This window comes from Rhodococcus opacus B4 (assembly GCF_000010805.1).
In the GTDB taxonomy this organism is placed as follows: Bacteria; Actinomycetota; Actinomycetes; order Mycobacteriales; family Mycobacteriaceae; genus Rhodococcus_F; species Rhodococcus_F opacus_C.
Genome location: NC_012522.1, coordinates 3,340,626 through 3,360,323 on the forward strand (window position 1 = coordinate 3,340,626; position 19,698 = coordinate 3,360,323).

The 19,698-nt window shown below is 66.9% G+C and carries 19 protein-coding genes; 13 read left to right on the top strand and 6 right to left on the bottom strand.

Annotation, left to right across the window (positions count from 1 at the left end; all coding sequences use genetic code 11):
* The 6 genes from ROP_RS15345 to ROP_RS15370 all read left to right on the top strand — a co-directional run bounded on the left by ROP_RS15345 (position 1) and on the right by ROP_RS15370 (position 4,602).
* Positions 1-1,026 (top strand): ABC transporter permease, encoded by a 1,026-nt coding sequence (locus tag ROP_RS15345; protein ID WP_037237176.1) that lies wholly within the window; start codon positions 1-3, stop codon positions 1,024-1,026.
* Positions 1,023-1,874, top strand: a complete 852-nt coding sequence (locus ROP_RS15350) for a mycofactocin-coupled SDR family oxidoreductase (RefSeq protein ID WP_012690306.1) — start codon at positions 1,023-1,025, stop codon at positions 1,872-1,874. Before ROP_RS15345 ends, ROP_RS15350 begins: the two co-directional genes overlap by 4 nt.
* A gap of 46 nt (positions 1,875-1,920) precedes the next feature.
* Complete coding sequence (locus ROP_RS15355; protein WP_012690307.1) at positions 1,921-2,274, top strand: EthD family reductase; 354 nt, start codon at positions 1,921-1,923, stop codon at positions 2,272-2,274.
* A 48-nt stretch (positions 2,275-2,322) separates the two neighbouring features.
* Positions 2,323-3,183: an LLM class F420-dependent oxidoreductase gene (locus ROP_RS15360; RefSeq protein WP_012690308.1), complete on the top strand. Its 861-nt coding sequence runs from the start codon at positions 2,323-2,325 to the stop codon at positions 3,181-3,183.
* 43 nt (positions 3,184-3,226) lie between these two features.
* The gene (locus tag ROP_RS15365) at positions 3,227-3,739 is read left to right on the top strand and encodes a nuclear transport factor 2 family protein (RefSeq protein ID WP_012690309.1); all 513 of its coding nucleotides are present in this window, start codon (positions 3,227-3,229) and stop codon (positions 3,737-3,739) included.
* A gap of 80 nt (positions 3,740-3,819) precedes the next feature.
* Entirely contained in the window at positions 3,820-4,602 is a 783-nt protein-coding gene (locus ROP_RS15370; protein WP_012690310.1) for an SDR family NAD(P)-dependent oxidoreductase, read from the top strand.
* Positions 4,603-4,869: 267 nt separating this feature from the next.
* Here the strand turns inward: ROP_RS15370 and ROP_RS15375 are convergent, their stop codons facing one another.
* The 5 genes from ROP_RS15375 to ROP_RS15395 form a co-directional block, all read right to left on the bottom strand.
* Positions 4,870-6,153 carry an MFS transporter gene (locus ROP_RS15375; protein ID WP_012690311.1) on the bottom strand — a complete coding sequence of 428 codons (1,284 nt, stop codon included), beginning with the start codon at positions 6,151-6,153 and terminating at the stop codon, positions 4,870-4,872.
* Positions 6,154-6,487: 334 nt separating this feature from the next.
* On the bottom strand, positions 6,488-7,951 hold the full coding sequence (locus ROP_RS15380; RefSeq protein ID WP_012690312.1) for an aldehyde dehydrogenase family protein: 1,464 nt from the start codon (positions 7,949-7,951) through the stop codon (positions 6,488-6,490).
* Positions 7,952-8,138: 187 nt separating this feature from the next.
* On the bottom strand, positions 8,139-9,242 hold the full coding sequence (locus ROP_RS15385; RefSeq protein ID WP_012690313.1) for an NADH:flavin oxidoreductase/NADH oxidase: 1,104 nt from the start codon (positions 9,240-9,242) through the stop codon (positions 8,139-8,141).
* 28 nt (positions 9,243-9,270) lie between these two features.
* Positions 9,271-9,672, bottom strand: coding sequence for a cupin domain-containing protein (locus ROP_RS15390; protein ID WP_012690314.1), 402 nt, complete (start codon positions 9,670-9,672; stop codon positions 9,271-9,273).
* 41 nt (positions 9,673-9,713) lie between these two features.
* Entirely contained in the window at positions 9,714-10,886 is a 1,173-nt protein-coding gene (locus tag ROP_RS15395) for an acyl-CoA dehydrogenase family protein (protein WP_012690315.1), read from the bottom strand.
* A gap of 295 nt (positions 10,887-11,181) precedes the next feature.
* Between ROP_RS15395 and ROP_RS15400 the strand changes: the two genes are divergently transcribed.
* The 3 genes from ROP_RS15400 (at position 11,182) to ROP_RS15410 (ending at position 13,537) form a co-directional block, all read left to right on the top strand.
* Entirely contained in the window at positions 11,182-11,526 is a 345-nt protein-coding gene (locus ROP_RS15400; RefSeq protein WP_012690316.1) for a DUF485 domain-containing protein, read from the top strand.
* Complete coding sequence (locus ROP_RS15405; protein WP_012690317.1) at positions 11,519-13,105, top strand: solute symporter family protein; 1,587 nt, start codon at positions 11,519-11,521, stop codon at positions 13,103-13,105. Before ROP_RS15400 ends, ROP_RS15405 begins: the two co-directional genes overlap by 8 nt.
* 114 nt (positions 13,106-13,219) lie before the next feature.
* Entirely contained in the window at positions 13,220-13,537 is a 318-nt protein-coding gene (locus ROP_RS15410; protein ID WP_012690318.1) for an EthD family reductase, read from the top strand.
* 15 nt (positions 13,538-13,552) lie between these two features.
* On the opposite strand, the gene ROP_RS15415 is transcribed toward ROP_RS15410, so the two are convergent.
* The gene (locus ROP_RS15415; protein WP_012690319.1) at positions 13,553-14,416 is read right to left on the bottom strand and encodes an acyl-CoA thioesterase; all 864 of its coding nucleotides are present in this window, start codon (positions 14,414-14,416) and stop codon (positions 13,553-13,555) included.
* A 189-nt stretch (positions 14,417-14,605) separates the two neighbouring features.
* Here ROP_RS15415 and ROP_RS15420 point away from each other — a divergent pair, with 189 nt between their 5' ends.
* Genes ROP_RS15420 through ROP_RS15435 form a run of 4 tightly spaced genes read left to right on the top strand, consistent with a single transcriptional unit; the run spans position 14,606 to position 19,509 of the window.
* Entirely contained in the window at positions 14,606-16,396 is a 1,791-nt protein-coding gene (locus ROP_RS15420; RefSeq protein WP_012690320.1) for an acetyl/propionyl/methylcrotonyl-CoA carboxylase subunit alpha, read from the top strand.
* 1 nt (position 16,397) lies between these two features.
* Positions 16,398-17,147: an SDR family NAD(P)-dependent oxidoreductase gene (locus tag ROP_RS15425; RefSeq protein WP_012690321.1), complete on the top strand. Its 750-nt coding sequence runs from the start codon at positions 16,398-16,400 to the stop codon at positions 17,145-17,147.
* A gap of 41 nt (positions 17,148-17,188) precedes the next feature.
* The gene (locus ROP_RS15430; protein ID WP_012690322.1) at positions 17,189-18,754 is read left to right on the top strand and encodes an acyl-CoA carboxylase subunit beta; all 1,566 of its coding nucleotides are present in this window, start codon (positions 17,189-17,191) and stop codon (positions 18,752-18,754) included.
* Positions 18,751-19,509 carry an SDR family NAD(P)-dependent oxidoreductase gene (locus ROP_RS15435; protein WP_012690323.1) on the top strand — a complete coding sequence of 253 codons (759 nt, stop codon included), beginning with the start codon at positions 18,751-18,753 and terminating at the stop codon, positions 19,507-19,509. The genes ROP_RS15430 and ROP_RS15435 overlap by 4 nt, the downstream gene beginning before the upstream one ends.
* Positions 19,510-19,698: the final 189 nt, after the last annotated feature.

Genomic DNA, 19,698 nt, shown 5'->3' on the forward strand with positions numbered 1-19,698 from the left:
GTGAGCGCGACACAAGAACAACGACTCCCCCAGAAGTCCGGGAACGAGTCCACCGGCGGTCGCCGTTGGACCCCGACCTGGAACGGCACCAGCTCGGTCATCGCGATCACTGTGGCACTGTTCCTGTTCAGCTGGCTGATCGCCCCCGGCAGCATCTCGGGCAGCGCTATCGACTCGCTACTGCCCTTCGCCGGAATCCTGGCGATCGCGGCGATCGGTCAGACCATCGTGGTCATGCTCAAGGGCATCGACCTGTCGCTGCCCGGCATGATGACCCTCGCCGCGCTGGTCAGCAGCCAGTACGCCCAGGATCACGGCAGTATCCTCGCCGCTCTGCTGGTCGTCGCCGCCATCGCCGTCGTCGTCGGACTGGTCAACGGCATCGTCGTCTCGGCATTCTCAGTGACCCCGCTGGTGGCCACTTTGGCAGTCAACGCCGTCCTGATGGGCGCCGCCCTCGCGTACTCCGGAGGAACCCCGACCCGCGCACCGCAAAGTGTGTCCGACTTCGCGCTGGAAAAAACGGTCGGTGTTTCCAACACGGTATGGCTCGCGGTGCTGCTGATGATCGTGACGGTATTCGCGACAGGGCGCACCGCCTGGGGGCGCCGGGTAGTCGCCGTCGGGTCCAACGAGCGGACCGCCCGCGCCGCGGGTGTGCGCACCTCCCGAATCAAGATCAGCGGATACGTCGCCGCGGCACTGTGTTACAGCGGCGCCGGTGTCCTGCTGGCCGGGTACGTGAGCACACCGAACACCAATGCCGGCACCAGCTACCTCCTGCCGGCCATCGCAGCTGTGGTCGTCGGCGGCACCGCGCTGACCGGTGGTCGCGGCAACATCATCGGCACGGCGGTTGGGGCCCTGTTTCTGAGCCAGCTGACCCAGCTCGTGCTCTCCCTCGGAGCACCCTCTTCCACTCAGTTCCTCGTCCAGGCAGTGGTCATCGCCGTCGCGGTGGGAGCACAGCAACTGGACCTGCGTCACGTCATCCAACGTCTGACTCCCCGAAAGGAATCTGCATGACGAACATCGGTCAGCGACTGCACGAGAAGGTGGCCTTCGTGACCGGCGCCGCCCGCGGCCAAGGTCGATCGCACGCTCTCACCCTCGCGGACGAAGGCGCGGATCTCATCCTGCTCGACTCGGTACGCCCGATCGACCAGGTGAGCTACGCAATGCCTGACCACGCGGACCTGAAGGAAACCGCACGCCTGGTGGAGGAACGGGGCCGCAGGGTGGTGATGATCGAAGCCGACGTCCGTGACGAGTCGATGATCGCCGCGGTCGCCGAGGCCGCCGCCGAACTCGGTCGACTCGACATCGTCGTCGCCAACGCGGGCGTACTCGGAGCAGCCAAGCCCTCCTGGGAGCTCACCCGTGCCGAATGGGACACCCTGATCGACATCAACCTCACCGGCGTCTGGCAGACGATGAAGGCGGCGCTGCCGCACATCATCGCCGGCGGCCGAGGCGGGTCGATCATCGCGATCAGTTCCATCGCGGGCATTCGCGGAGTGCCGCACGTGGCGCACTACAGCGCCGCCAAGCACGCGCTGGTCGGACTGGTCGGCTCGGTCGCGAACGAGGTTGCTCCGCACAGCATCCGGGTGAATACCGTGCATCCGACCAATGTCCGCACGGACATGATCGACAATCCGACGGCGGCGAAGATCTTCCGGCCCGACCTCGAGAACCCGACCCTCGACGACGGGATCGACGTTCTCGGGCGGATCAACCTGCTGCCGGTGCCATGGGTGGACTCCGCCGACATCTCCGAGGCCGTCCTGTGGCTGGCCAGCGACGAGTCGCGGTATGTGACCGGCACCGCGCTGCCCGTCGATGCCGGAATGCTCGCGAAGTACCCCGGCTGACAACCCCTACTCCCCTTCAACCGACCCCAACAGAGAAGGAAACTCAATGACACTCAATGGTGGACCGGTCCGCACGATCGCACTGATCGGACGCAAGCCGGGTATGTCGTTCGCCCAGTTCGACGAGTACTGGCGTGAGAAGCACGCCCCGCTCGCCGCGCAGGTGCCCGGTGTGATCCGCTACGTGCAGCGGCACGTCGTTCCGCAAGAAGGTGCCACCGAACCCGACAACGGATTCGGAATCGACGGTCTCGCCGTCCTCGATTACGAGAGCGCCGAGGCGATGGAGGCCGGTTGGGCGTCCGAGGCCGGCCAGGCAGCCCTCGCGGACGTCGAGAACTTCATCGGCAAGCACTACGTAGTGGTCCTCGAGGACCATGTCGTGGTCGACGACGCCTGAACCCCTCGGCGTCACCTCAAAGAATGACAATGAGTTAAGGATCCCGTCATGGATGTGGGCGTAGTTTATTTCTTCACCGATCAGGGTCCGGACCCCGTGGAGTTCGGGCAGGCCGCGGAAGGGTACGGATTCGAGTCCCTGTTCGTGCCCGAGCACACGCATTTTCCGGTATCCCGGAAAACCGACTACCCGATCCCCTACGGGGGACCCGAACTACCCGAGTTCTACCTACGCACCTACGACCAGATCGTCACGATGTCGATGATCGCTGCACACACGCAGACGATCATGCTCGGCACCGGTATCTGCCTGCTGGCCCAACACGATCCGATCGCGAAGGCCAAGCAGATCGCCACCCTCGACCACCTATCCGGCGGACGCGTCATCTGCGGTGTCGGAATGGGGTGGAACGTCGAGGAAGCGGAAGCGCACGGCGTCGTGTGGAAGCAGCGCTACTCCACCGTGCGGGACAAACTCAAAGTCATGCAGGCACTGTGGACCGAGGAGGTGGCGAGCTTCGACGGCCCCCGTGCGTCGCTCGCCCCCTCGTGGGCCTGGCCGAAGCCCGCGCAGCCGAACGGCCCGCGCACCTACCTCGGCGGCGCCGGTCCCACCACGATGCGGCATGCCGCCGAGTGGGCCGACGCTTGGTACGTCGTGCCCTCCGCAGAAGATCCGAGTCTGTCGAAGACGGTGCCCGAATTCCGCAGAGTCGTCGAGGAGTCCGGCCGCGACCCTGAGTCGGTCGGCATTGCGGTGGCCTCGGCGCCACCGGATCCCGCACTGCTCGAGAGCTATCGAGAATTGGGGATCGAACGGGCGGTGCTGTGGGTCGACCCGGCAGACGACCCGGGCGAGGGCATGCGCAACCTCGAGACTGTTTCCAAGGTTCTCGCACAGATCTCCTAACCAAAATTCCCAGAAATCAACCCTCACAGGAGGACCCGTTATCATGAACGCTGCTACCGCGGATGTGAGCGTCACCGAGCTCGCCGAGCGACTGACACGACTCGAGGACGTCCGCGCAATCGAACAGCTCAAGTATCGCTACGCAGGCTTCTGCGACAACGGCTACGACCCGCAAGGCATCGCCAGTCTCTTCGTCGAAGACGGTCGGTGGGTCGTGGACGGCGAGGGTGGATCCATGACCGGCCACGAGGAGATCAAGGCGCACTTCCGGACGTTGTCGGACAAGATCACCTGGGCTCTGCACTACATGATCGCCCCACGTGTGGAACTCGCCGACGACGGCCAGAGCGCAGTCGGATACTTCTATCTGCTGTGCCTGTGCACCATCGAGAACAGTCAGGACGCCACCAAGAAGGACCCGGTCATCCTGACCATCAACTACACCGATCAGTTCGTCAAGCGCGACGGCACCTGGTACTTCCAGGAACTGCGCGGACGCACACACCAGGTGTCCAACTGGGATCAGGGTTGGGTCAAGCAGCCGTTCCGCGACTGAGCCACGTACACCATCGCGGGTGGGCAGGGTAGCAAGGAATTCAATTCTGTTCCGCCATTTCATATTCAGGGGAGGAAGTAATGATCGAAACGGCTAGCGCTACGGGAACTCGACTTGCCGATCGGACGGCAGTGATCACCGGCGGCGCGTCGGGTATCGGCCGCGCGAGCGCTCTACGGTTCGCCTCCGAGGGTGCCGAGGTCGTCGTGTGGGACCTCGATCCGGTCGGGATCGATGCCGTGGTCACCGAGATCCGCCAGGAGGGCGGACGGGCTCACGGGGTGGCGGTCGACATCTCCGACGCGTCGGCGGTGGCAGCGGCGGCCGCTGAGACTGCAGCTGTGGCGGGTGAGGTGACGGTGCTGATGAACAACGCGGGTGTTCTCGACGATTATGCCCCGATCCTCGACACCGACGAGGCGCTGTGGGACCGCATCGTCGGCGTCAACCTCAAGGGCATGTTCCTGGTGACCCGCGCGGTGTTGCCGGCGATGATCGCCGCCGGCGGCGGGTCGATCGTCAACACCGCCTCGGTCGCCGCATTCATCGCCGGTGGGGGCGGTACTGCATACACCAGTTCCAAGCACGGTGTCGTCGGGTTTACCCGGCAGATGTCCTTCGACTACGCGCACCAGAATGTGCGGGTGAACGCGATCGCGCCAGGTGCGGTGGAAACCGGGATGTCCAAGGACATCTTGTACAACGAGGATCTGCCGGTCGTCGAGGCGCTGCGTAGTGCACCGGCGGGCCGGCACGCGCAGCCCGAGGAGTTGGCGAACGTCGCGCTGTTCCTGGTCAGCGACGAAGCGAGCTTCGTGCACGGCGCGGTCTACGTCGCGGACGGCGGCTGGACCATCCGCTGAGATGTGCCCGCGTAGCCGAACGGCTCGGACCGGTTCCCGGTCCGAGCCGTTCGACGTCCGTCCACTCGGCGTCACGGTTGTGACGCGCTGCGGACGGTGCAGTACTGCGCGGGATGTGCACAGCTGAAGCTCTCCGGATCCGGGCTCGCGCGCCGATATTGTGTGAACCGCCCGGAACCGGAGAGCGTTTGGAGGCCGACCCGCGAGAGCGCAGAGGCTGGGATAGCGGGCCTCGCGGGTCGGCGATCAGGGGGTTGGAGTGCGGGTCTACAGCCGGGAGCGGCGGGCGCACTCCACGCTCAGCAGGCCGAGGACTCCGACGGTGACCATGGCGTAGGTCGCGCTGCCGGTGGCGTCGATGATCATCCCCAGCATCGGGGCGGCCAGCACGGCGCCGACATTGCTGACGGTCACGATGAGTCCACTCGTCTGGTAATTCGCCTGCGGCTGAGACAGTTCCGCCGCCCACGCCCAGTAGGTGCCACCGTAGAGCGATGCTGCCAGGAACATCATGCACAGGTAGATCCCCAGAGTGCTCGCGGGAATCCCAGGCAATGCGACAACCATGACACCGGCGAGACCGGCACCGATCATGTTCGTCTGGAATCGCTCGCCGCGGAAGAGCCTGTCCGACATCAGCCCCCCGATGGGGGCGGCGACGAGTTTGAACATGAAGGTGACGCCGATGATCGCCGAGGCTTCGAGCAGCGTCATGCCGCGGTCTTGTTCGAGGAACAAAGGCAGGGCGTAGGAAAGCCCGTAGAGGGTGATCGCCGTGCCTGCACCGTAGAGCGAGGACCACCAGACGCGGGAGCTGCGCAGCGCCTCGGCGAGTGATCCCGGTTTGGGGAGCGCGTCGAATCGGGTCGAGTGCGGGCGCCGGAGTCCGACGGGTTCGGCAACGAGGGCGTCCATCGAGGGCACACCGGGGTGGGTCTTGCGGAAGTCCTTGACAGTGAGCACGAACAACGTACCGCAGGCGATGCTCGGGACCACGGTCAGCCACATCGAGGCGATCTCCCACGACATGCCGCTGTCGGTCAGCAGCGGTCCGGCGAACGAGGTGATCGAGAAGCCGACGCCGAGGAAGCCCATCAGGAGGCCGGTCGCGAAACCGCGCCGGTTCTTGGGGAACCACAAGGATGCATGGGTGGCGAGCGAGGCATTCATCACGCCGCCGCAGCAACCCAGGAGCAGACGCAGGAGGAGCATGCCGGTGTAGGACTCACCGACCACCGGGATCAAGAGCGCCGAAACGGCGTTGCAGAGTAGGCCGATGACGACGATCTTCTTCACCCCGATACGGGCGGCCCACTTGCCGGCGAAGACCGGAACCACGCAGAACGTGAGCATCGATGCGGTGGTGAGCAACGACAGTTGGGTGGCGTTGATTCCCCAGTCGTCCTGAATGACCGTGCCGAACACGGCGACGGTGTTCAGGCCGATGAAGCAGCACATGAAGCACAGCAGGCTGACCAGCAGGACCCACCAACTGTAGAGGGGCGCACGCGTGTAGGTCACACGCGCGCCGGTGAGCGTCGATGTTGTCATGACGTGACTCCTGGTATCTGGATTCTCCGCCGACAAGGCAGGAGGCGTCTTCGGTGGGCGCGGTGAACCGAAGTGCACACGGCACGCGGCGGATTCGACCGTCAATTGCAGTCGGAACCGATGCAGGCGGTGACGCAAGGTGGGGCCACAACCCGAGAAACGAACGTACGTATGTTAGTTCGGTCTCGGTTGTCGTGTCAACGATCACAACGAGGCGTGCGTGCCGAACAACCCCGCAGTGTCCAAGTAGTGAGGTCGAACAGGCTTCGGCCACAGAACACGCATACGCCCGGCTGGTGCACCAGCCGGGCGTATGCGAGGGCTTCGAGCGGTATCAGACGAGCGAGACGGTGACCGCCTTGCTCTGCAGGTAGCCGTCGAGGGCTTCGCCGCCCATCTCCTTACCCCAACCGGACTGCTTGAAGCCGCCGAACGGCAGCGCGGCGTCGAATACGTTGTAGCAGTTGACCCAGACCGCACCGGCGTTGACCGCCTCGGCGAAGCGGTGGGCGCGACCGACGTTGCTCGTCCACACTCCGGCCGCCAGACCGTAGGTGGTGTCGTTCGCGCGGCGCAACACCTCCGCTTCGTCGTCGAACGGCATCAGCGACACCACCGGGCCGAAGATCTCCTCCCGGGCGATGGTCATGCCGTCATCGACCCCACCGAGCACGGTCGGTTCGAGGTAGTAGCCAGGCTCACGGGTCTGGGCACCACCGGCAATAATTTCGGCTCCGTCACCGAGCGCGCCCTCGACGAAGGTCTTGACCTTGGAGCGGTGCTGGTCGGAGATCATCGGGCCGACCAGCACACCGCGCTCGGCGCTGGGGCCGATCTTGATCTGCGGCACCTTGGCGGCGATACGGGTCTGGACCTCGTCGTAGACGTTGCGCTGCACATACAGCCGCGACCCGGCCGTGCAGGCCTCACCCTGGGCGTAGAGGACGGCACCGAGCACTCCGTCGACGGCGATGTCGAGATCGGCGTCGTCGTAGATGACATTGGGGGATTTGCCGCCGAGTTCGAGGGTCAGCTTGCTCAGGTTCGATGCGGCCGCGACGACGATCCTCTTGCCGGTCTCGACCGAGCCGGTGAACGCAACCTTGTCGACCTGCGGGTGACCGGCCAACGGAGCACCGGCGTCCGCGCCCGTTCCGGTGATCACGTTGACCACTCCGTCGGGCACACCGGCTTCGACAGCCAACTCCGCCAGGCGCAGCGGCGCCAGGGAGGCGAGTTCGGCGGGTTTGAGCACCACGGTGCATCCGGCGGCGAGCGCCGGGGCGAGCTTCCAGATCGCGGCGAGTGCGGCGCCGTTCCAGGGGATGATCTGCGCGACGACGCCGACCGGCTGCCGCCGGGTGTAGGAGAAGAAGTCGCCGGGGTTCTGCCGCGACAGCGGGATGGTGCGTCCCTCGAGCTTGGTGGTCCACCCGGCCATGTAGCGCAGCAGGTCGGCCATGTTCGGCAGGTCGATGTCGCGGATGAACGCGTAGGGCTTTCCGCAGTCCTGGGTGTCGACGAGGGCGATCTCGTCCGCGTTGGCCTCGATGAGGTCCGCGAAGCGGTGCAGGATCCGGGCGCGGGCCTCGGCCGGCATCCGCCGCCACGGGCCGTCGTCGAATGCGCGGCGGGCAGCCTGCACCGCCAGTTCGACGTCGCGCGGGCCGCCTGCGGCGATCTCGGCGAGCTTTTCTCCGGTCGACGGGTTGAAGACGTCGACAGTGCCGCCTTCGACCGGATCCACCCACTTACCGTCGATCAGCAGTTGATGACGGCTGGGGCTGGTCTCGGACATCTTTTCTCCTTCAGGTAGAGCTGTTCGGCGAACACACGAACGCCGGCGGCGATGATGCGGCCGTGGGTGCCGCCCGGCGCGCGCGGAAGTCCGCGGGACCCGGCACGCTTACCACATACGAACGATTGTTTTCTTACGGTACCGGGTGGGCACCCATCCATGTCAACGATCGGCGCCCACCAGGAGATCAGGGGATGTTGCCGCGGTAGCGGGCCGACCGGTACGGGGTCGGCCAGTCGAGCGTGTCCTCGACTCCGAGTTCCTTTGCCGCCTTGAGCGGCCACATCGGCTCGCGCAGCAGGTTCCGTCCGACGAAAACAGCATCGGCGGCTCCGTCGACGAGGACTTGCTCGGCCTGAGAGGAGTCGGTGATCAGCCCGACGGCCGCGACCGGCAGGGATGTTTCGTTGCGGATCCGGCGAGCGAACGGCACCTGGTATCCCGGTCCGACGGCGATCTTCTGCTCCGGGGTCAGGCCGCCGCTGGAGACGTCGACGAGGTCGATCCCGGAGCCCTCGAGCGAGCGGATCAGTGCGACGCTGTCGTCGACGTCCCAGCCGTCCTCGGCCCAGTCGGTGGCGGAGATCCGCAGCAACAGCGGCAGCTCCTCCGGCCAGACCGCACGGACCGCGGCAATGATCTCCCGCAGCAGCCGGGCGCGGCGGTCGGGGTCTCCGCCGTAGCCGTCGGTGCGCCGGTTGGTGATCGGCGACAGGAACTGGTGGAGCAGGTAGCCGTGTGCGGCATGGATCTCGACGACCCGGAATCCTGCGGCCAGGGCACGGGCGGCGGCGTCGGCGAAGTCGGCGACCACCTTCGCGATGTCGGCGACGGTCATCTCGCGCGGCACGGCCTGATCCCCCCAGGCCGTCGCCGACGGACCGACCGTCTCCCAGCCGCCCTCGCTGATCGGGACGGTGCCGTCGCCCTCCCAGGGAACCTGCGCGGACGCCTTGCGGCCGGCGTGCGCGAGTTGAATTCCGGGGACCGATCCGTGCTCGGTGACGAACCGGTTGATGCGGGCGAACGCGTCGAGCTGCGTGTCGTTCCACAGCCCGGTGCACTTGGAGCTGATCCGCCCCTCCGGGCTGACCCCGGTCGCCTCGGTGAGCACCAGGCCGGCCTTCCCCTTGGCGAACGAGCCGAGGTGCACCAGATGCCAGTCGTCGGGTATGCCGTCGTCGGCCGAGAACTGGCACATCGGCGCCACCCAGAGGCGGTTACGGAAAGTCACACCGCGCAGGGTCAGCGGCGAGAACAGCCGCGTGCGATGAATGGTGGGTTGAGACAACACGAACTCCTCAGCTCGGGTGGTGCAGCTATTCCAGCGTGGCGCCGGCGTTCGGCCCCTCGAGGAACTTGTTGGGTGTCAGGAAGAAACACAGCACCAGGGCCCCGTTCGGCGCCGAGGCGCGGTGCTGGTTGCCCTGCGGTCGCCACGAGAAGTTCCCGACGGTGGTCTCGCCTTCCTCGTCGACGATGCTGCCTTCGAGCACCCAGGTCTGCTCGATCCGGACGTGCTCGTGCAGCGGCAGGACCGATCCGGGCTGCCAGCGGAACAGGGCGGTGAGCAGACCGCTCTCCTCATCCTTGAGCAGCACCTTGATATCGATGCCCTCGTACCCGGAGGGGCGCCAGGGCAGGGCGTCGACGTCGACGTAGCGCGAGGCCAGCGGCGGAAGTGCGTTGAGTTCATCGGCGAAGGGGGTGATCGCGGGCATGATGGTGTTTCTTTCTGTGTTGTGTTGTGCGGGTACGCGAGTCAGAACGACCGCGGCAATCCCAGATACTTCTCACCGATGTGGTTGCGGAGCATCTCGTTGGTCAGTGGGGCGAAGGTGTAGAGGCGGGCGTCGCGGAACAACCGTTCCATCGGGTACTCCTTGCTGAACCCGGATCCGCCCATCAGACGCATGCCGGCGTCGGTGACGGCGACCGCCGCATCGGAGGCGGCGACCTTGGCCATGGCGCTGAGAATGTCGGCGCGTTGCCCGGTGGCGGTGGCCTCGGCGGCCTGCAGCATCAGGGCCCGGGCCGACTCGATCGCGATGGCGCCGTCGACGAGCCGGTGCTGGCCGGCCTGGAAGCTGCCGACCGGACGCCCGAACACCTGACGCTGGCGGCCGTAGTCGACGGCCGCTTCCAACGCACCCCGCGCGATCCCCAGTGCGGCGGCGGCGGCGTTGAGCCGTTCCCCGTTGAGGGTGCCCAGCACCTGCCGGAACCCCTGGTCGACGTGCCCGAGTACGGCGGAAGCATCGATTTCGACGTTGTCGAAGGTGACCTCGCAGGTGTCCAGGCTGTGGATGGCGAAGGTATCGAGTTCCCGCACGGTGATGCCGGGAGCGTCGGTCGGGACCACGAACATGGTGATGCCGTCGATCGGAGAGGACTCGGGCGTCGAGGTCCGAGCCAGGACGATGAGATTCCTCGCGTGCTGCGGACCCGAGATCCAGGTTTTGGCGCCGTTGAGTACCCACCGGCCGCCGTCGGACTGCTTCGCCCGGGTACGCATGACGCGGGCGACGTCGGTGCCGCCGTCGGGTTCGGTCAGTGCGAAGGCCACCCGCTCGCTGCCGTCGAGGAGCGGGGCCAGGACGCTGCTGCGCTGCTGGTCGCTGCCGTACTCGGTGAGCAGTCCGACGCCCATATACTGCACGACCAGGCACACCGCCATCGAAGTCGGGCCGGCGGCGAGCTCTTCGAGGACGATGATCTGATGTCGGGGGTCGGCGCCGGTCGTGCCGTCGGCCTGGGCGTCGAGTCCGATCAGCCCGGCTTCCCCGAGCGCCCGGTACAGCTCGAGGTCGAACGCGTTGGCGTCGTCGAGTTCGCTGACCCGCTGCGGGGGTGCAAATCGTTCGATGATCTCGCGCACCATCTCGCGCAGATCCGCTTGCTCCGTGGTGTCCGGCAAGGTGCCGCTTCCGATCATGAGACTCCTCCGACTCGGGGTGACCGCGGCCTTCGGGCGCAAAGGTGCGGCCGTCGCGCTGTGACCTGGTCACCCATCCCACGATACAAACGAACGCACGTTTTTCCAAGGGCTCAGGCAGCCATTTCCTTCCGCCTAGACAAACAAACACACGTTCGTATAGCGTGTGTGATGCCCATTACAGAGGGCGTGCAGGCCGCACGGTCCCACAACGCAACCGGCCCCGCCATCACTCGTCGTGAACTCGCTTTTCACCCGCGAAAGACGGCACCGACCATCACGAGAAAGGGTGACCATGCCTCCCACCGAGACCGCTGTCGACTGGAGTCGGCTCTGGTCGGATCCGGCGATGCTCCGCCTGCGACGTGACCGCCGCAGCTTCTTCACCGTTGCCTGGAGCGTTTTCGCGGTGGCGTTCTGCGCGCTCGTCGGCTTCGCCGCCTTCGCCCCGGAGATCATCGCGACACGTCCCGTCCCGGGTCTGAGCGTCGGGCTGATCCTGTCCCTGGCCTACGTCGCGACGGTGATGAGCCTCGGCGCCTGGTACGTGCGGCGCGCACGCCACTGGGACATCCTGGCCGCGGCCGTGCTGAGCGTGCCCGCCGCCGCTCCCGAGCGAGAGGTCGCGGGCAATGTCTGACGGATTCAACACCACCGCCGTCGTCGTCACGATCCTGCTGCTGGCCACGACCTTCGTGGCGACCTACTTCGCCTCGCGCCGCACGAAGACGTCGGCGGAGTTCTGGACGGCCGGCGGCGGTATGACCGGACGCAAGAACGGCACCGCCATCGCCGGCGACTTCCTGTCCTCGGCCTCGCTGCTGGGTTATGCCGGGCTGGCCTACCTCTACGGCATGGACGGCATCGTCTACGCGATCTTCGCGTGCGGGATCTTCCTGATGGTGATGTTCCTGATCGCCGAAAAGCTGCGTAATCTGGGGCGTTTCACGTTCGCCGACGCGCTCGCCACCCGATTGCGGTCCGGTCCGGTCCGCATCGTCTCGGCGATCTCGACGCTGTTCATCTGCGTCTTCTATCTGCTCGCCCAGATGGTTGCCGGCGGCGTGCTGATGGAGGCACTCGCCGGGATCGACTTTTCCTGGGGCGTGGTGATCGCCGCGGTCCTGATGCTGACCTATGTGCTCTTCGGCGGAATGCTCGCCACGACGTGGCTGCAGATCATCAAGGCCGTGGCCCTGATGAGCGTCGTCGCGCTGCTGGTGATCCTGGTTCTCATCCGGATCGATCCCAACCCGCTCAACATCATCGAGCAGGCGGTCTCGCAGAGTAAATTCGGCGATCACTACCTGGCCACCGGCAACTCCTTCAAGGGGCCCTGGAACATCATCTCCATGGCAGTGGCCGTGACGTTGTCCGCGGTCGGCCTGCCCCACGTGCTGATGCGGTTCTTCACCGTCCCCGACGCCATCGAGGCACGCAAGTCCGCGATCTGGGCGATCAGTCTGATCGGCGGATTCAACGTCCTCATCGCGTTCCTCGGCATCTCGGCACGCGCCGCCCTCGGCGCCGGCGGGGAGGAAATCGCCGGCAAGGGCGGCAATCTCGCCCTACCCGCCTTGACCGTCTGGCTCGGCGGTGGAGACGGCTTCGCGTCCGACCTGCTGCTGGCGCTGGTGGTCGCGGTCTCGATCGCCACGCTGCTGGCGGTGTCGGCCGGCCTGGTGCTCAGCGCGTCGAGCACGATCGCCCACGACCTGTGGGCCAAGACGTTCCATCGTCCCGAAACCGAGGAGATGACGGTCGGCCGGATCGCGGCGGTGGCGTTGGTGATCGTCACCGTCGGTGTCACCCTGGCCATCGGCGGCACCCAGAACGTGACCTTCCTGGCCACGCTGGCGACCTCCACCGCGGCCAGCGCGAACTTCCCCGTCCTGATCATGACGTTGCTCTGGCGGCGGATGCGTACCCTCGGGGCCGTAGTCGGGGCGCTGTCGGGTCTGCTGACGGCGTTGGCGCTGATTCTGACAGGTCCGCTGGTGTGGCCGAGTCTGGCTCCGCTGCTGTCGGATTCATTGTCGACCACAGCGCCCTTCCCGCTGGCCTTCCCAATTCTGCTGTCGGTGCCCGCCGGATTCCTCGGGTGCATCGTGGGCAGCTACCTCAGTCGCGAGCCCGCAGACGACGCCGCCTTCGACGAACTTCAAGTGCGAGCCCTGACCGGGGCTGGTCTGGACAAGACGAAGACCCTCGCGCACTGATCCCCTCGCGGCGGCGTTCGACCGGAAGCTGTCATCTCCGGCCGAACGCCGCCGTGCATTCCCTATTTGTCGCCGAATTTCTACCGTCGCCGACCCCGACTGAAGGAGAAATGTATGTCCGTCAAGATCGTTGCGCTGATCACGTCGAAGTCCGAGCTCTCTCGCGATGAGTTCCTTCGGTACTGGAACGTCGAGCACCCCGAGTACGTATGGAAGCTCCCGGAGCTCGAGCGCTACGTGCAGAATCCGGCGATCGAGCATCGCACGGAATGGGCGTACGACGGGATGGCGGAGCTGTGGTTCCCGTCCGTCGCCGCGGTGGCCCAGGCGTTCGCCTCGCCGGAGGCGGACGCCGTCCGCGAGCACGAGGAAGAGTTCATCGGGGACATCACCTGGTTTCTCGCCTCCGAGTCGGAGATCGTGCCGGTCTGAACGGCGGCGTCGAGATCAGGGTTCGCGCAGGATGCCTTCCTGGGAGGCCGACGCGATGCGCGCACCCGCCTCGGTGGTGAAGTCGCAGGTGCACAGGCACCGGCCACCGGTGGCGATCGGGCTGACCTGCCGACACAGCATCCAGTCGTTCATCGAGAACCGGCGGTGAAACCACATCGCGTGGTCGATGCTGGCACCGGCGATCACCCGGTTGCCGTACCAGGAGCGCCCGTGCGGCATCAGCGCCGGATCGAGCAGGGTCAGGTCGCTGACATACGCCATCAGGGCAGTGTGCAGCAACGGCTCGTCCGGGACCCGGGTGGCCGCGCGCACCCAGAACCTCTGCTCGGGATTCCGGGTGCCGGCCGCAGCCAGCGCCTCGGGATGTTCGAGAAAGCGGAAATCGAAGGGGTGGGGCCTCGACCACCACTCCGGCAGCACCGCACTCTCGCCGGCAAGTTGCTCGTGCAGCGGCAACAGTTCGTCCGGCGGCGTCTCGGTCAGCGGCGGGGACCATTCGTGCTCGGGGCCGTCCTGCTCGGTCGCGAACGAGAGCTGCAGTGTCGCCAGCACATCATCGCCCTGGGTGGCGGTGACGGCGCGAGCGCTGAAGGAGCGGCCGTCTCGCAGGATCGCCACCTGATAGGCGACGGGCGCACCAGGGTCCCCACCCCGCAGGAACAGAGTATGCAGCGAATGCGGATACCGGTCGGCGGGCACGGTCGCACCGGCCGCCATCACGGCCTGGGCGAGAACCTGTCCGCCGAAGAGCCGGGGAAGTTTGCGCACCGAGGTCGGTCCATCGAACCGGTTCACCCCCGCGGGGGTCACTCGCAGAGCGTCGACCAGGGACTCGAGTTGTTCGGCAGAGGCAATCACTGTCCGCGCCCTCTCTGTCGTCGACCCCACCGCACGGATGCGGCGGGGGACCATCGTTGACCGTTACCACATCTGACGGTACCGTAAGCGAACGTACGATTGTTTGTCTAAGCGACATGGTCTTACGAAGGCGACCCCACACCGGGGCGTCCATCGCACAGGTATTTCGAAACCCCAAGGAGTCCGGGCATGTTGTCCAAGGTCCTCGTCGCCAACCGCGGCGAAATCGCGGTCCGCATCATTCGCACCTGCGCAGAGGCCGGTGTAGCCAGCGTCGCCGTGTACTCGGAGGCGGACGAGAAGGCACTGCATGTGCGGCTGGCCGACGAGGCGGTCCTGCTCGGCGCGGCCTCCGCGTCGGAGTCGTACCTGGCGATCGACAAGATCATCGAGGCCGCCAAGAGCACCGGCGCGCAGGCCGTGCACCCCGGATACGGCTTCCTGGCCGAGAACGCCGCGTTCGCCAAGGCCGTGGAAGACGCGGGATTGATCTTCATCGGGCCCCCCTCCTCGGCGATCGAGGTGATGGGTTCGAAGATCGCCGCCCGCGATCTCGCCGCGAAGGCCGACGTCCCGCAGGTCCCCGGCTCGCAGGGCACCATCGCCTCCGCGGCGGACGTGATTGCGTTCGGTGACGAGTACGGCTACCCGGTGGCGATCAAGGCCACCTACGGCGGTGGCGGCCGCGGCATGCGGACGGTCGCCTCGGCCGCGGAGGCCGAATCCGCGTTCGCCTCGGCCAAGCAGGAATCCGCTGCCGCGTTCGGTCGCGACGACGTCTACCTCGAGCGGTACCTCTCCAGCGCTCGCCACGTCGAGGTCCAGGTCTTCGCCGACACCCACGGCAACGCGGTGTGGATCGGCGACCGCGACTGCTCGGTGCAGCGCCGGCACCAGAAGCTGATCGAGGAAGCACCCGCTCCCGGCCTGTCGGACGAGCTGCGCCGCGCCATGGGCGAGGCGTCGGTCCGCCTGGCCAAGCAGGTCGGCTACGTCGGCGCCGGCACCGTCGAGTTCCTCGTCGAGGCCGACCGGGAGGCCTTCTACTTCCTGGAGATGAACACCCGCATCCAGGTCGAGCACCCGGTCACCGAGATGACCCTGGGCCTGGATCTGGTCGCCGAGCAACTCGCCGTGGCTGCCGGCGAGCCGCTGTCGATCACCGAGTCCGGCGCCGCCCCGCGAGGGCACGCGATCGAGGTCCGCGTCAACGCCGAGGACACCCGCGGCGCCCTGTTCATGCCCAGCCCCGGCCCGATTGCCACCGTGCAGGCACCGACGCGCGCCGGCGTCCGCTGGGACGGCGGTTACGAATCCGGCGACGAGGTGCAGCCGTACTACGACAGCCTGGTAGGCAAGCTCATCGTGTGGGCACCGACCCGGGACCGCGCCCTGGACCGGCTGACCCTCGCCCTCGACGAGCTGATCATCGACGGCGTCCCGACCACCGTCCCTGCCGCACGACAGATCATTGCGCACAAGGACTTCCGCAACGTCGCAATGCACACCAACTGGCTCGAGCGCGATATCGACTTCGCCTCCCTGCTGCCGCCGGTCGAGGACCTGTCCGACACCGATGCCGAGGACACCGAGGAGATGCTGCCCCGCAACGAGGTGTGGGTGGGCGATCGCCGCTACGTGATCCCGTTCTTCACTCCCGCCGGTCCGGCCGCCGCCGCACCCGTCGCCGAGCCGCAGGCGCGCCGCGCCGCGACCGGCGGACCACGGAAGAAGCGGGGCGGCGGCGCCGCGGCGAGCGGTGAGGCCAAGAGCCCGATGCAGGGCACAGTCGCGCAGATCGACGTAGAGGTCGGCGCCCAGGTCGAGGCAGGGCAGGTGCTGATGGTCCTCGAGGCGATGAAGATGCAAAACCCGATCCGCGCCGCCGTTAACGGTGTCGTCGAGTCCTTGCACGTCGAGGTCGGGCAGGTCGTCGCGGCCGGAGCATCCCTGGCCACCGTCGTGGCGGCAGGTGAGTGAGATGACCACACCCGCAGGGCCGCCGGTCGCGGTCGTCACCGGCGCCGGAGGCGGACTCGGAACCGTCACCGCCACGGTGCTCGGCGAACTCGGCCTGGCGGTGGCCTGCGTCGACATCGACGAAGCCGCGGCCAAGCGCACCGCCACCGAACTGGGCAACAATGGGGTCACCAGCGCCGCCTACGGCGTGGACATCACCTCCGAATCGGCGGCCGGTTCGCTGGTCGACGCGGTGCACGCGGACCTCGGCCCCGTGTCCCATCTGGTCAACATCGCCGGCATCCTGCGCCGCACCCATCTCGCCGACACCACCGCCGACTCCTGGCGGCAGGTCATGGACGTCAACGTCACCGCCCCGTTCCTGCTCACCCAGGCCTTCGCGGACGATCTGAAGGCCGCCGAATACGGACGAGTGATCAACTGCGCCTCCTTCGCCGGCACCCGCGGCTACGAATACCCCGCCTACGCCGCCTCCAAGGCCGCACTGATCAACCTGACCAGCTCCCTGATGTTCGACTTCTGGGGCACCGCGGTCACCGTGAACGCCGTCGCCCCCGGCGCGATGGTCACCCCGATGCTCGACCGCCCCGCGGCAGAGCGGATGGCGGCCAAGACACCGACCGGACGCATCCTCGACCCCGACGACGTCGCCGCGGTCATCGGATTCCTCGCCGGCCGCGCCTCCCGCGGGGTCAACGGGACGACCACCGTGATCGACGGCGGCGCCTCCCTGCTGTTCAGCTACAACTAGCAACCCGAATCCTTCTCGCACCGAATTTATTTGGAGTTCCGATGACTGACATCCTGGACGACACCCAGACGGCGCCCACCCACAGCCCGCACGATGAGTTGGAAGCGCGCCTGACCGCCGCCCGACTCGGCGGCTCGGAGAAGCAGCGCCAGAAGCAGATCGACGCCGGCAAGATGCTCGTGCGCGATCGCCTCGAGCTTCTCTTCGACAACAGCTGGTCCTTCGAGGACGGCCTGCTCGCCCGCTTCGACGAGGGCCTGCCCGGCGATGCCGTCGTCACCGCGGTCGGCAAGGTCGACGGCCGCGACGTCGTCGTCATCGCCAACGACTACACCGTCAAGGCCGGCACCTGGGGCAAGCGCACCTTCGAGAAGATCGTGCGCGCCCAGGAACTCGCCGACTCCACCGGCACCCCGATCGTGTACCTGTTCGACTCCGCCGGCGCCCGCATCGACGAACAGTTCGAAAGCTTCGTCGGCCGCCGTGCCTGGGGCAACATCTTCTACAACCAGGTCCAGATCTCCGGCCGCGTCCCGCAGGTCTGCGCCCTGTTCGGGCCCTCCCCCGCCGGCTCCGCCTATGTGCCCGCCCTGTGCGACCTGACCATCATGGTCCGCGGCCACGCCACCGCCTACCTGGGCTCCCCGAGGCTGGCACAGATGGTCACCGGCGAAGACGTCACCCTCGAGGAGATGGGTGGGGCGGAGATGCACTCGACCGTCTCCGGCCTGTCCGACGTCCTCGTCGAGGACGACGCCGAAGCCATTGCCGCCGTGCGGGTGTGGCTGTCGTTCCTTCCGTCCAACTGGGAGCAGGAACCCCCGGTCACCGCACCGGCGGACCCGTCCGGTGCCCGGACCATCAAGGAGATCGTCCCCGAGGTCGAATCCGAGATCTTCGACATCCACGAGCTGATCGACTCCCTCGTCGACGACGCCAGCTTCTTCCCGTACAAGGATTTGTTCGCCCCGGAACTGGTCACCGGGTTCGCGCGCCTGAACGGCCAAAGCGTCGGCATCGTCGCCAACCAGCCCACCGTCAAGGGCGGGGTGATCTTCCCCGACTCCTCCGACAAGGCCGCCCGGTTCATCTGGATCTGCAACGCCTACAACATCCCGATCCTGTTCCTGGTCGACATCGCCGGCTACATGATCGGCTCCGAGGTCGAACGCCAGGGCATCATCCGGCACGGCGCGAAGATGATCTTCGCCGTCTCCGAGGCCCGCGTCCCCCGCATCACCGTGCTGCTGCGCAAGGCATACGGCGGCGGGTATCTCGCAATGTCCGGTGCCCCGATGCAGCCGGACGCCCTGATCGCGCTGCCGACGGCCAAGCCCGCCCTGATGGGCCCGGACGCTGCCGTGAACGGCATCCACTACAACCGCATCCAGGCCATCGAGGATCCGGAGGAGCGGGCCGCGTTCATCGCCGAGAAGCAGGCCGAGTACGCCGCCGGGATCGACGTGTTCAAGATCGCGAACGAGAACGCCGTCGAAGCGGTCGTGCCTGCGAACGAGCTGCGGAACGAGCTCACCCAGCGTCTGGCGCTCTACCGCAAGCGGGACCGCACCGCGCCCGCCCGTCGCAACGGCGTCACCCCGGTATGAGCGCGCCGGTGCTCGCACCGCGGCGAGAAGGTCTCACCGGTGTCGTCACCGGTGCGGGCACCGGGATCGGTCGGGCCTGTCTCGATGTGCTGGTCGACCACGGCGCCCGCGTCGACGCGTGGGATCGGAGCGACGAGGCGCTGGCAGATCTTGCCGGGCGGGAGGATGTCGCTACCCGTACCGTCGATGTCACCGACGCGGCGGTGGTCGCATCCGCAGCGTCGGCGGCGTTGAAGCACTGGGGCCGCATTGACTTCGTGATCAACTGCGCAGGCGCGTTTTTGGTCGGTCCGCTAGCCGACGTCAGTGCCGCGTCGGTGCGTGCGCTGTTCGAGGTGAACGTACTCGGGACGACGGTGGTCACGCAGGCGTTGCTCCCGGCGCTCAAGAGCACCCGGGGGTCCATCGTGAACGTGGCCAGCTCGGTTGCCCTCAAACCGACCGCCAGTAACGCTCACTACGCGGCGTCGAAGGCGGCGGTCGCGCACCTGACCCGATGCTGGGCCCTCGAGTTGGGGCCTGAGGGGGTTCGGGTCAATTCCGTCGCTCCCGGACCGACGCCGACCGCGATCTACCGGACCGCCGGGATGAGCGCGGAGCAAGAGTCGACGCTACTCCGCGAGCGGGCTGAGGCAATTCCACTACGCCGGGTCGGCGATCCCGTCGACACCGCCCGGTGGATCGCACGGTTCGCACTCGAAGACGACTGGACGACCGGCGTCGTTCTTCCGGTGGATGGTGGAATGGCGCTCTGACGCCGCGCATCCTCGCCATTCGCTTTCAGCACCCGGATCCCGGGCCCTCACGACGAGGGCCCGGGATCCGGGTGCCTCCCGTCGGATCAAGTCGACGTTCGACTCCGAAAGCGACCTATCCCGCAGTGCCTGATCATTCGCACCAAGCGCGTCCGTCAGACCAGACGTACCCGCCTCGCGTCCCGGCCC